This is a genomic window from Synechococcus sp. BIOS-E4-1 (assembly GCF_014279995.1).
Lineage (GTDB): Bacteria > Cyanobacteriota > Cyanobacteriia > PCC-6307 > Cyanobiaceae > Synechococcus_C.
Window position 1 is genome coordinate 982,172 of record NZ_CP047935.1, and the last position, 12,174, is coordinate 994,345.

Genomic DNA, 12,174 nt, shown 5'->3' on the forward strand with positions numbered 1-12,174 from the left:
CGTAGGCCGGGAGCTTAAGCGGAAAGCCCGCTCAAACTCCTTCCCTGCCAGGGATTTCAGACCAGATCTGCTGAGAAGTCGACGTTGATGATCCGCCCCTGGCGGTTGAAGACCACGAAGAGGTTGTCGGTCATGTTGCCGAATTCGATCGTGACCAGCACCAGCTGCTGCTCACTGCTGCTTGAGGCTGCAAGTGAGCTTTTGATGCTCTTCACGCCCCCGAGAACCCGCTCCAGCTTCGACCACTTGCGTTTGAGGTCAGCTGGGGAGATCTCCCTCTGAAAGTCGAGGTCCAGGTAATAGCGGGCTGCGACCCAACGACCGGCATCTAGATCCTTCACAAAGTTCAGTGCGGTCTGCTCGATGGGGAGCATCGTGTCGACCCACTTCCAGGCCAGCAGTTGTCCGTCGTCATCGAGAACCAGGAGAAGTGGCAGTTCACGGGTGCCACTGTTGGTGATCGCCACCGTTTCCACGGTCGTGTCGTCAAGCCCCGGGTTGATTGCGCCCACCCGGAAAGACTCGATCAAGGGTGCGCTTTGCAGGCGCTGGCTAATGGCTTCCACGCTGGTGGCTGACTTCAGTGGCGTCGCCAGCAGCTCGTAGATGCCCTGGGCGTTCTTTGTCTGGATCGATTTGAGAAGTTTGCTGGCGGCCGCTTTGGCTTGGCTTGGGGTGAGATTGGTCCGCGGCGCATTGAGGGCCTGTGCAACCCCAACGTCGGCTCGCACGCTCGCCGCAGGGATCATCTCCACAGTGCAGGTGGCCATGGCAGCGGCCAGAAGACAGGAGGTGAACTTCACGGCAATCGTCAGAACAGTCGCGTCAGTCTGCCGGAGTTCCCAGGTGTTGGGGCGCCAGCAGAGGCAGCATCCACAACTGAGCTATCTCAAGGTGCAACTCGATGCTGATCACGCGGCAATCGGCACTGGGTGCACTGCAGGCCATGCCCGGTTGCCCAGGATTGATGCCAATGGCGGGCCAGGCGGCTCCTGCAATCGACAGGCGCAGCCGGTCGCCGGGCTCGAGCGTGGCATGCAGAGGCTGAAGGTCCAGCTCCCGCGCACTGAGCTCGAGGGCTCCCTGTCCGCGAACTCTCAACATCCCCGTTGAAAGCTGTTGCACCGTGTTCGTGCCCAGCGGCAATCGCGACAGTGCCACGCACAGATCGAATCCAGGCTGGTCGGCGCAGACGCGAAGCTTCAGCTTCGGCGTTCCATTCAGAGCGAGGGCGCTTTCCAGGGGTGCTCCGGTGAACACCGCTACATCACTTCGACGGTCAAGGGATGCCCGATCGCAGGGGCCTGCGCTGGGGCTGAGGTGCCCGCCGATGGCGGGCACAGGCCGCCATGGGTCATGCACGATCATCACCCCACCAGCATGGTCAGGGGCTGTGCCAAGGATCTGTCCTTCTTCGGGGTCAAGACAGGCGAGGCCTCGACTGCAGAGGTGCCAGCGCTTCTGATCCGTCGTTTGTGCTGAACCCATGGATGAGGCTGTGATCGATGCTGGGTTCAGATCGTTCGGTCCGCTCCAGCTTTCGCTGACCTGGTCCCACAGCCGGATAACAATGTCATCCGCACTTTGCAGAGGTGCGGAGTCGCTGAGAGAGGTGATCAGATGCCGCTGGAAGAAGTTCAGCAGCAGTGCGCTGCTCTCTGGCCACCACTGCAGGTGGGTGGCTGGGCCGATATGGAGTTCAGGTCGACCTCCCGCCGCCCTGGCATGTTCCGCAAGAGCAATCACGCCGCGGAGATGGGGATCCCACCATCCGCCCAGTAACAGCATGGGTAGCTGCAGCCATCGATGCGGCATGGAATGTTGGATCCAGTCGCTCTCCCTTTCGGGGTTTTGCCTGAGCCAGCGCAGGGCCATGCCTTCGGGATCATGGCGTTCAAGCATCGCGATGCCTTCACGCAGATAGTTGCCGTCCTCAAGGCTGCGTCGCATCTCGTCCCAGGCCTGATGATCCCCCCGTCTTCTGGCCTGGAGACTCGCCAGCTGCAATCCCCAGCCCAGTCCCAGGTGCCACCAGTGGGCGTTGCCATCGCAGCTCCAGTGATCGCGTTCGTTCAGGCCGCACATCGCCGGTGCCAGGCAGTCAGGCGGCTGGCAGTCCACAGGCGCCAGCAGTTGGGTCACACCTTGATAGGAGAAGCCGTACATGCCGATACGACCATTGACCTCCGGTCTCTGCCTCAGCCAGGTCAAGGTGTCCTCTGTGTCCTGCGCTTCCTGGGCGAATCCTCGGAAGCATCCTCCCGAGTCTCCCTGACCGCGCACATCCTGGACCACGACAACAAAACCGTGACTGCACCACCAATCGGGGTGAGGAAGCGTGACTGTCGATGCGATGGACCTGCCATAGGGCTGTCGCATCAACAGTGCAGGCCAGGGTCCATCTCCGCGGGGGCGCCACAACCGCGAGACGAGCTCAACGCCGTCGCGGGTGATCAGTGACGCATCAGCGAACATCCGGGCAGTTGAGTCCGATCACGTAGGTCGCCACAATTTCGGCCTCCGTCTTGTTGAGATTGCGTTGGCCTGCGATCAAAGCAATGGATTGGCTCGAGAGAGCTGACTCACCTCGGGAATTGATGGATTTGAATTGTTGGCAGAGTGCTTGGGCTTCGCCGGGATTGCGCTTGACGCTCTCCAGAAGCGAAGACTGGGCCTGACTGACAGGGCTCACCGCGAACAGCGTTGACACAGCGGCCACTGTTGCGAAACTGAGGTTGTTGATGAAACGCATCGGAACCTCTGTCCGAATCTGTCCTCATTTGAAACGGGTGAGACGGACCTGGCTGGTCCGGACGGTCAGTTCGTGTTTTGCCTCTCCCTGGCACGCTTGATCCAGCGTCGTGCCAGGACCAGATCCACAACCGGGGGGCGCCCGCTGCGCAGCTGACGTTCAAGCCGTCCGGTTCGGGTGAGCAAGTCCTGAGGGGAAGCGCCAGCAATCGCTGTCACGGTGGCCAGTCCTGCATGCATCAGCAGGGCAGCATCCTGGGGAGCCAGGTCCAACGCGCAGGCGAGATCGGCCATGCCTTGCAGCCTTCTGAGGTTGCGTGCTGATGCCCGTCCGCTGGCGGCCAGTCGACTGATCTGCAGCGCATCGAGAGCCTGCAGCTGCCCCCAGGTGGTAATGCCCGAGGCAAGAAGCTGTTTCTGTTCATCGCGCAGGCCCTGGGGCAGGTCCTGCAGAGGATCCTCGGGTCTCATCCGGCTCGGAAGTCGCGCACGGTTTCACCCAGAACCACCGATCGGGAAGCGCCTGCACCTGCGGGCTGAAGCTGACGCAGGCGAACGGTCACCTTCGGGCTGTTGCGGCCGCCTGGTCGCACATTCCCTGCCAATTGCTGCAGGGTCGGTTCGATCGCTTCATCTGGAAAATCGGCCTGGGCCTGAGCCACAACCAGGTCATCACCATTGTCAAAAACGATTGGTGCCCGCAGTGCACCCTCCACGCTGACGCTGGGTGTGTAGCTGAGACCGAATGCCCAGCAGCTTGCCGACAACAGCAGCGTGAAGCTGCTCACTCCTACCAGCCGGAAACGGATCTCCCAGCGGGCGATGAAAGCGATCAGGGTCAAGCCGAACAGCGCCACCCCTCCCTTGGCGAGCCAGATGCTGGAGGTGGAGAGCAATTCCTCAAGTGGCATGGGCTGGTCTGCTGGGAATGTGGTCCTTATATTGCGTCGACCTCCGGCGTATTGACGGGCATCGATGCGAGGAGGTCCAACCAGCATGCGGCGTAACAGGCTCGTTCTGTCTGTTCTCGGAGGATCCCTCATCGGTGGGGGCGCGCTCTGGTTCGCGGCCGATCGCTACGCTGCTTCACTTTTTCAGCGTGTGCGTCCAGGGATCGAGGCTCAGATTTCCAGGCCCCTCGGTCATCCCGTCAGCATCGGTCGCTATCGCGGCCTGGGTCTGCAGGGAATCGCTTTAGGACCTGTTCAGGTCGGCAAAGGTCCACTTGATCAGTCGACTGCGGAGATTCAGCGCATCACCATCGGGCTCGATCCCCTGGCCACAGTGCAGCGACTCAGGCCTGTGTTGCAGGTGCGGGTCAGAGGAGCTCATCTCGAGCTTCGGCGCAATGACAAGGGTGCTTACTGGGTTCCAGGCCCCTTCCCAAAACAAGGCGACCCACCTCGCGTGGATCTGAAGGTGCGTTTCAGCAACCCTGCCAGGATCCGTATCGCTCCTGCGGGACTCAGTTTCACAGCTGCAGGTTGGAGCGGTATCCGTCTTGATGAGCACAGGGCTGATGGCGTCCTCAAGTTTGTGCTTCCAGAGAGGGGGCGCATCACCGTCAAGGCACGGGGGCGCTGGGTCCGCCCGGAGTTTGAGCTCACCACCCGACTGGAACGGATTCAGTTGGCTCGCTATCAGGGCCTGCTGCCGTCGAAGCTGCCCCTTCAGATGCGGGGGCAGCTCGGAGGCGACCTGCGCCTGGGCTGGAGTCGGGGACAAGCCAATTGCAGCGGGGGAGTGTCCCTGCAGAGAGCGGAGTTCAGCGGCCAGGCCATGGAGCACACGCTCGAGTCGCCACAGCTGCGCGTCAGTTGTCGTGGGGACGTGCTCAAAGTCACGAACAGTCGATGGACCTACGGGCCTTACAGGGCTTCACTTGGAGGCGGCGTGCGTCTCAATCGTTCCTTTGATCTGAAGGGGGCTCTGAAGGAACTGGATCAGAACCGCAATCTGGCTTTCCAGCTGAACGGCGACTGGTATCAACCGAAATTGCGCATCAATGGGATCTGGGCTTTGCCGGACACCATCCCGGTGGACGGACCTCTTCGACTTGGTGCTCAACTGAGTGCTGATTGGCGCGACTCCAAGAACTGGTCGGCAACACTGGATGGGCTTGATCTCAAAGCACCTGGTCTGGATGTGAAGGCCAAGGGTGCCTTGCACCCTCAGCTGAACGTTGCGACCCAGCGGCTTGATCTGGCGGGGCCCGCCTGGAAGCGCCTGCCTCTGGTCCCGTCTCTTCTCGGGACTGCAGCTCCCCTTAAAGGAGAGCTGAGATTGACCGGTGCATCATCCAAGCCGGAGCTGTCTCTCGCCATGGCTCAGGCCAACAATCCCTTGCTGCAGGCCTGGTCGCTGCAGGCTGGCTGGACTGCGCAATCGGGATTGCTGAAGCTTGAGCAGTTCCGCAGTCCTGATCTCACCGCCCGCGCCCGGATGCCGCTCAGCCTCGGTGCAGGTGGTCTGAAAACCGGGCTACTGGAGGCCGATCTGCGTCTTGAGTCCTACCCCCTGAAGCGGCTGGGACCTCTTCTGGGTACGGAAATGGATGGAACGATTGCGGCATCCGGCCGGGTGCAGGGCCCTCTTGATGCACTGCGGCCTGATCTGCGTCTTGCAGTGAATCATCCGCAGGCGGGTGCTGTGCGTCTGATGGAGGACTGGAGTGGAACCTTCCTCGGTCGCTCCGGTGGAGGCGGTGTGCTGTCGATGGCGTCGGTTGGAGCGGTCATTGCGGGATCACTTGAGGCTCGGCTAGGTGCGAACTGGCTTCCCAGCGAAGTGATGCTGCGCCGTCGCAAGGGGGATCTGCAGCTCAGAGGAACGCCGGCTGCTTACCAATGGACAGCCAATGACCTGACGGTCGATGGACTTGAACTGGCCCTTCCTCCCAGGCAACGCTGGGAAGGGGTGTATGGCCGCTTGAGTGGTGAGGGCACTCTTGGGCTGCAACCGCTCGCCATGACAGGCGATCTGAGCATCAAACGTCCTGGAATCATGGGGCTGCAGCTTCAGCAGATTCTGCTCACCGGCCGTTATTCGGATCGTCGTTACGCGATCACGGGCGAGCTGCTGCCACCGGATACGGGCCAGATCACAGTGGATGCCGAAGGACGGTTTGATGGTCCTTTCAAGGGTGAGGCCGTGGCGAGGGGACTGAGCGCTCGCTGGCTCAGCAACAGTGCCCTAAGCCTGCCCAGGCTCAATCAGGATGCGCCTTTGGAGCAGGGCTCAGCGGCAGATCTGGGCACGCTGCTGGTGAATACATTCGGCGGCATTCTGGACGGGCAACTTCAGGCCTTGCGTGACGCCCGGAAAGCCCTGCTGCAGGCACGGCAGGAGAACCGTGACCGTGAACCCTTCCGGCTTGAGGATCTCCGCGGTCAGGTGGATGCAGTGATCGATCTGACCGGTCCTCGGATCAGTCGTCTCAACCTTGATCTCAATGCCCGGGGGCACCTCTGGATCGAAGGTGATGATGCGGATTACGCCTTGCAAGTGAAACCCTTCACCGCACGGATAGAAGGTCCACTTCAGGGAGGAGAGGGGCAGTTCTCCTTTGCCCATCTGCCCTTCAGCCTCCTGGCACTGGTTGCACCCGTTCCGAGGTCACTGATGGGAGCACTTGGCATGAGCGGCACTTATCGACTCGATGGCTCCAAGGCAGCGATTAGCAGTGAGTTGGTGCTCGAAGATGCGCGCCTCGGCCCCAACCCGATTGCGCTCAAACGCGGCCAGGTGCTGCTGAGTGATCAGGCTCTCAAGCTCGACCTTGCTCTTGTTTCCGAAACCTCCACAGAGCCAGTGACCGTTACCGGGAGGATTCCCTTTGCGGCTGATCAGCCACTCGATGTCCGGATCGTGAGTCTTGGCGATGGCCTGAAGTTCCTGACAGGACTCACCAATGACACCGTGTCTTGGGAGAAGGGTGACGCGGATCTTCGCCTGTTGCTCGGTGGCACTCTGCGAGCGCCGAAGGCCAATGGCTACATCGTGATCAAGGAGGCTGCGTTCAAGGCTCAGGGCCAGAGCCTTGCCAAAGTCAATGGCTCCATGGTCTTCGACTTCGACCGCTTGGAAGTGCAGTCGCTGAAGGGTCGCTTCGGCTCTGGTGGTCAGCTCGAGGGAAGTGGTGCCTTAGCGCTTCTGCGCCCCAATCCTGAGCCCAAGCCCCTGCGAATCCAGCTCGAAAAGGCTCGCCTGAAGCTTCCCAATGCTGATGTGAACGTTGGCGCTGACCTGATGATTACCGGAGCTGTGGTGAATCCACAGATCGGCGGAATTCTCGAGGTCAGTGATGGAGCGATTCGGCCGGGTCGCTCTGTGCTCTCCCGCGTCAGGAATCCACTGGCTCAGAAAACAGACTCCACAAAGGCGTTTTCCACCGAGGCCGCTTCCGTTGATGAACTCCTGGAGGAAAAGTGGGACTTCAAAGAGCCACTGGTTCTCCGGGGTGCTGATGTTGAGGCGGAGACGAGCCGCTCGATCAAGGCGTCTTTGCCCAAGCTGCCCTTCATCGGATTCCGCGACCTGCGCGTCACGCTCGGTCCCAAGCTGAGAGTTGAGATGCAACCGTGGTACAACTTCACCACAGCGGGGCTTCTCAACCTCAACGGGGCTCTGGATCCCAGCCTGGAACTGCGGGGAGTTGTTCAACTGCTGTCCGGTCGGGTGACCATGTTCACCACGACTTTCAACCTTGATCGTGCTGCCCCAAATGTCGCGGTCTTCACCCCTTCGCTCGGGCTGATCCCCTACGTGGATATCGCCATGGTCACGCGGGTCTCCGACAACGTGACCATCAACGACGACGACAACGCCTTCTCCAAATCCATATTCGATACCAACGGTCTTGGCAATCTCGGTGCCGGAGGAGAGCTCCGCCTCATCAAGGTGATGCTCTCGGCCAGCGGACCGGCCGACCGTCTGTCTCAGAGCATTCGTCTGCGCAGCACACCATCTCTTCCCCAGCCGCAGCTGCTGGCTCTGATCGGCGGCAACTCACTGGCTGGTCTATCGGGAGCTGGCGCCGGTGCCGCTCTGGCCGCTGTTCTGGGGCAGTCGCTGTTGTCTCCGGTCCTCGGGACGCTCTCGGATTCGTTCAGCCAGAGGCTGCAGTTTGCCCTCTATCCGACCTACGTCTCCACCATTGTTCAGAATGAAAAGGATCGTGTTTCTGGACAGGTCCCCCCCCAGCTCGCCCTCGTGACCGAAGTGGGTGTTGCCATCACTGAACGCTTCGACTTCTCGGTGCTGGCTGCTCCCAATCGCAACGACATCCCGTCGCAGGGGACCGTGACCTATCAGATCAATCCGAACTTGAGTCTGTCCGGATCGGTTGATAGTCAGGGCACCTGGCAGAGCCAGCTGCAGCTGTTCATGCGGTTTTGATCGATGGCTCAATCGAGTGCTGATCGGTGCGTTCTGGGTGTGGATCTCGGTGGAACCGCGATCAAGCTCGGTCTGTTCAGCCTTGAAGGGGATTTACTGGCGGACCACCAGCGTCCAACGCCTCAACCCGCCACACCTGGATCAGTTTGTGTGGAGATCGTTGACGCGATCGGAAGCCTCGATCCCCATGGCCTGGCTTCGGTAGTCGGGATTGGCTTGCCGGGTCCGATGGATGCCCAAGCGCGGGTTGCCCGCGTCTGCATCAATCTGCCCGGTTGGGAGGAGGTTCCACTGGCTGCGTGGCTTGAACCACGCCTGCAGCGAAGGGTCACCCTCGCCAATGACGGGAACTGCGCTCTCGTGGGTGAGGCCTGGAAAGGCGCGGCCGTGGGCTGCAGTGATGTGGTGTTGCTGACTCTTGGAACCGGTGTTGGCGGAGGGGTGATGCTCGGTGGCCAGTTATTCACAGGTCACAACGGAGCCGCCGCGGAACCGGGGCTGATCACGCTGTTTCCTGATGGACCTGAGTGCAACAGCGGCAACAGGGGGTCGCTGGAGCAGTTTGCGAGCATCGCCGGCTTGAAGCGGCTGAGTGGCACTGAGCCGTCCTCACTGGCCATGGCTGCATCCAGTGGGGATGCTCAGGCCAGGGCGCACTGGGAGCGCTACGGCCAGCTTCTCGGCACAGGCATCAGCTCGCTCGTTTACCTTTTCACGCCGCAGCTGGTGCTGGTTGGGGGGGGACTGGCTGGGGCCAGTGAGCATTTCCTGCCTGCGGTGCGTCATGAGGTGGCTACCCGTGTTCAGGCGGTGAGTCGCGAGGGCCTACAGATCAAGGCGTGTGCACTAGGCAATGGCGCGGGGCGTCTGGGCGCTGCACGCCTGGCGATTCAGCGGCTGTTGCCTTCAGCGTCTCCCCAGGCGGGATGATGGAAGTCGTTCTCAATGTTGCCTGTGCAGGCCGTTCCAGACCCCTCCCCGGAGCTTCTGTCTGTGGCGGTGAGCCTGCGCCGTGCCGCCACCAATCTGGGCCTGACCAGCGACGACCAGCGTCGGCAGGCCCTGCTGGCCATGGCGGATTCACTCCGTGCGCACTCCGGCGCCATCGTTGCCGCGAACCGTACGGACCGTGAGACCGCCGAGCGCAACGGGCTGGCTCCGGCACTGATGGCCCGTCTCAAGCTCGATGAAGTCAAGCTTGAAGGAGCAATCACCGGGGTGCGACAGCTGGCAGAGCTTGCTGATCCCCTCGGCCGACGTCAGTTGCACCGGGAGCTTGATGACGGTCTTGTGCTTGAACGCGTCAGCGTCCCTCTCGGGGTCGTCGGTGTGATTTTCGAGGCCCGACCGGATGCTGTGATCCAGATTGCCTCACTGGCGATCCGGTCCGGTAACGGGGCGATCCTCAAGGGTGGACGTGAAGCCGAGTGCACCAACAAGGCAGTTATGGCAGCACTGCAGGAGGGACTCGCGGCCACCTCGGTCGCTCCCGAGGCCCTCGCTCTGCTCACCACCCGTGAAGACAGCCTTGCACTGCTGCGCCTTGAGGGATTGGTGGATCTGATTATCCCCAGGGGCAGTAACGAACTGGTGCGCTTCATTCAGGACAACACCCGCATTCCCGTGCTCGGCCATGCCGATGGGATCTGTCATCTGTATGTGGATGCCGAGGCGGACGCTGATCAGGCTGTGACCATTGCCCTGGACAGCAAGGTGCAGTACCCGGCTGCCTGCAATGCAATCGAGACCCTGCTTGTGCATGCCGATATCGCCGGCACTTTCCTGGAGAAGGCCATCCCGGCCTTCCAGTCGGCAGGTGTGCGGCTGCTCGGCGATCCAGGCGCCTGTGCACTTGGGATCAGTGAGGCCGCGGCTGATGAGGACTGGAGCACGGAATACCTGGCCTTGACCCTGTCCGTTCGTGTTGTGGACGATCTCGATGCAGCTCTTGAACACATCCGTCGCTATGGCTCACGCCATACCGAGGCGATCGCAACCCGTAACCTCTCCACTGCGGAGCGATTCCTTCGCTCAGTCGACAGCTCCGGTGTTTATCACAACTGTTCCACTCGATTTGCCGACGGCTTCCGCTATGGATTCGGCGCAGAAGTGGGCATCAGTACGCAGACTTTGCCTCCAAGAGGTCCCGTGGGCTTGGAGGGACTGGTGACCTATCGCTATCGATTGCGTGGTGACGGCCACATCGCTGCCGACTATGCATCGGGTGCGCGTCGCTTCAGCCATGTGGATCTGGAGGGATGAGCAACGTCACCCATCCCCTGGACATCATCAGAGTCGACAATCTCCGACTCTGGGCCCATGTCGGGGTCCTCGACCATGAGCGTGAACACGGCCAGTGGTTCCGTGTTGATCTGGAGCTGCATCTTGATCTGAGCCAGTCGGCCACTGCTGATTCACTGGCGGCCACCGCTGATTACAGCCTGGGAGTGCAGGCTCTGCAGCACCTTGCTGCCGAGATCCGCTGCCATACCCTCGAACATTTCAGTGAGCGCATGTTTGAAGAGCTTGAGGGGATCTATGGGGCTTTGCCGATCCATCTTCGGCTGAGCAAATGTCATGCTCCGATTCCAGGTTTCGCGGGTACGGTGAGCCTTGAGCGCTGGCGCCGTAAGCCGTTCTGATATGACCACCACGGTGCCTTCTTCATCACGGCGACCGCTGGTCCTTGTCCATGGCCTCTGGGATACGCCGCATCTGTTTCGGCGATTGGTCCGTCGATTGGAGGTGCATGACGTTCCACTGCTCGTGCCCCATCTTCCGCACCGCCTGGGGGCTGTTCCTCTGCGCACCCTGGCGGAGCAGCTCGACGTTCACATCCGTGAGCGCTGGGGTGACGACATGGAGGTGGACCTGCTTGGTTTTTCGATGGGCGGCATCATCGGGCGTGTCTGGCTGCAGCAGCTGGGTGGTGCAAAACGCACCCATCGTTTTGTCAGTGTTGGCAGTCCTCAGCGGGGAACTGTCACGGCTCAATGGATTCCCTCATGGCTTTGCGCCGGGCTGGCCGACATGAAACGAGGCAGTCCTCTGTTGCGTTCTCTCAACGCTGATCTGCAGACGCTCAAGGGATTGGACTGCGTCAGTTATTACTGTCGCTGGGATTTGATGGTTTTCCCGGGGTGGCAGGCCCATCTGCCAATAGGACTCGTGAGCAGTGTTCCTGTATTCACCCATCAGCAGTTGATGTCGCATCCCCGATCGCTTGATGTTTTGCTGAGAACGCTTCTGAGTGACTGATTGGTGCACGAACAGTGACATGTTCTGTGCTGATGGGCACACTTTGGATGTCATCCATGTCCTGCCGCGCATGTGTTTTTCGGCTTCGGCAAGTTTCACGGCATCAGCCGTGCTCGTTCCTCTCGGTCTTTATTCGCATCATCTGGCTACGAGTCATGAGCGGCCTGATTACAAACCCCTCGCCCTGGTGCCGTTCTTCTTCGGGGTTCAGCAATTTGTCGAGGGTCTGGAATGGACTGCGATCGACCGTGGCGGCATCGAGCCCCTCGCAACGATCGGTGGGCTCGGTTTTCTCTTCTTCGCCTATTGCTTCTGGATGATCTGGATCCCGTGGAGCGCATGGTCCGTTAGCCGAAGTACGGACTCCAAGGGATTGCAACGACGTTTGAAATGGGTCGCGATTGTGGCCACTGTTATCGGCATCGCCTTCTATCTGCCGATGCTCTTCAACCCGCCGGCGATTCAACCAGCGGTTCACAGCAATGGTCGACTTCTCTACAACATTTCCGATCTGCACAGCATCCTGCATAACTTCGTGAATACGGAACCGATCGGTGAACTGGTGTACTGGGCCTTCATTGTTTTGCCGTTGATTGCCCTCAGTGACAAAGCAGTGAAGCTGTTTGGTGTGCTCATTTTCGTGTCGATCTTCCTCACCTGGGCCACTTACAGCGCAACTTTCAATTCGGTCTGGTGTTTCTACTGCGCCGTGCTCTCGATCGTTGTGATCTGGATCGTAAATCGTCCCCATCTGCGTCAGGCCTGAAG

At 60.6% G+C, this 12,174-nt stretch carries 11 protein-coding genes; 6 read left to right on the plus strand and 5 right to left on the minus strand.

Annotated features, from left to right (window positions below; all coding sequences use genetic code 11):
• Window positions 1-56: 56 nt before the first annotated feature.
• From SynBIOSE41_RS04845 to SynBIOSE41_RS04865, 5 genes are all read right to left on the minus strand, one after another.
• Entirely contained in the window at window positions 57-803 is a 747-nt protein-coding gene (locus SynBIOSE41_RS04845; RefSeq protein ID WP_186539829.1) for a DUF3887 domain-containing protein, read from the minus strand.
• Between the two features lie 22 nt (window positions 804-825).
• Window positions 826-2,475, minus strand: coding sequence for a CocE/NonD family hydrolase (locus SynBIOSE41_RS04850; RefSeq protein WP_186539830.1), 1,650 nt, complete (start codon window positions 2,473-2,475; stop codon window positions 826-828).
• On the minus strand, window positions 2,465-2,752 hold the full coding sequence (locus SynBIOSE41_RS04855) for a hypothetical protein (RefSeq protein WP_255475954.1): 288 nt from the start codon (window positions 2,750-2,752) through the stop codon (window positions 2,465-2,467). The genes SynBIOSE41_RS04850 and SynBIOSE41_RS04855 overlap by 11 nt, the downstream gene beginning before the upstream one ends.
• 65 nt (window positions 2,753-2,817) lie before the next feature.
• Window positions 2,818-3,222, minus strand: a complete 405-nt coding sequence (locus SynBIOSE41_RS04860; protein WP_186539831.1) for a DUF4332 domain-containing protein — start codon at window positions 3,220-3,222, stop codon at window positions 2,818-2,820.
• Window positions 3,219-3,662: a Ycf51 family protein gene (locus SynBIOSE41_RS04865; protein ID WP_186540808.1), complete on the minus strand. Its 444-nt coding sequence runs from the start codon at window positions 3,660-3,662 to the stop codon at window positions 3,219-3,221. The genes SynBIOSE41_RS04860 and SynBIOSE41_RS04865 overlap by 4 nt, the downstream gene beginning before the upstream one ends.
• Window positions 3,663-3,747: 85 nt before the next feature.
• On the opposite strand from SynBIOSE41_RS04865, the gene SynBIOSE41_RS04870 reads away from it, so the two are divergent.
• The 6 genes from SynBIOSE41_RS04870 to SynBIOSE41_RS04895 all read left to right on the plus strand — a co-directional run bounded on the left by SynBIOSE41_RS04870 (window position 3,748) and on the right by SynBIOSE41_RS04895 (window position 12,172).
• Entirely contained in the window at window positions 3,748-8,148 is a 4,401-nt protein-coding gene (locus tag SynBIOSE41_RS04870) for a translocation/assembly module TamB domain-containing protein (RefSeq protein ID WP_255475955.1), read from the plus strand.
• A gap of 3 nt (window positions 8,149-8,151) precedes the next feature.
• Complete coding sequence (locus SynBIOSE41_RS04875; RefSeq protein ID WP_186539833.1) at window positions 8,152-9,078, plus strand: ROK family protein; 927 nt, start codon at window positions 8,152-8,154, stop codon at window positions 9,076-9,078.
• 15 nt (window positions 9,079-9,093) lie between these two features.
• Entirely contained in the window at window positions 9,094-10,410 is a 1,317-nt protein-coding gene (locus SynBIOSE41_RS04880) for a glutamate-5-semialdehyde dehydrogenase (RefSeq protein ID WP_255475956.1), read from the plus strand.
• Window positions 10,407-10,790, plus strand: a complete 384-nt coding sequence (gene folB, locus SynBIOSE41_RS04885; protein WP_186539834.1) for a dihydroneopterin aldolase — start codon at window positions 10,407-10,409, stop codon at window positions 10,788-10,790. Before SynBIOSE41_RS04880 ends, folB begins: the two co-directional genes overlap by 4 nt.
• Before the next feature lies 1 nt (window position 10,791).
• The gene (locus SynBIOSE41_RS04890) at window positions 10,792-11,406 is read left to right on the plus strand and encodes a triacylglycerol lipase (protein WP_066908313.1); all 615 of its coding nucleotides are present in this window, start codon (window positions 10,792-10,794) and stop codon (window positions 11,404-11,406) included.
• Between the two features lie 70 nt (window positions 11,407-11,476).
• Entirely contained in the window at window positions 11,477-12,172 is a 696-nt protein-coding gene (locus tag SynBIOSE41_RS04895) for a DUF6629 family protein (RefSeq protein WP_186539835.1), read from the plus strand.
• Window positions 12,173-12,174 lie beyond the last annotated feature (2 nt).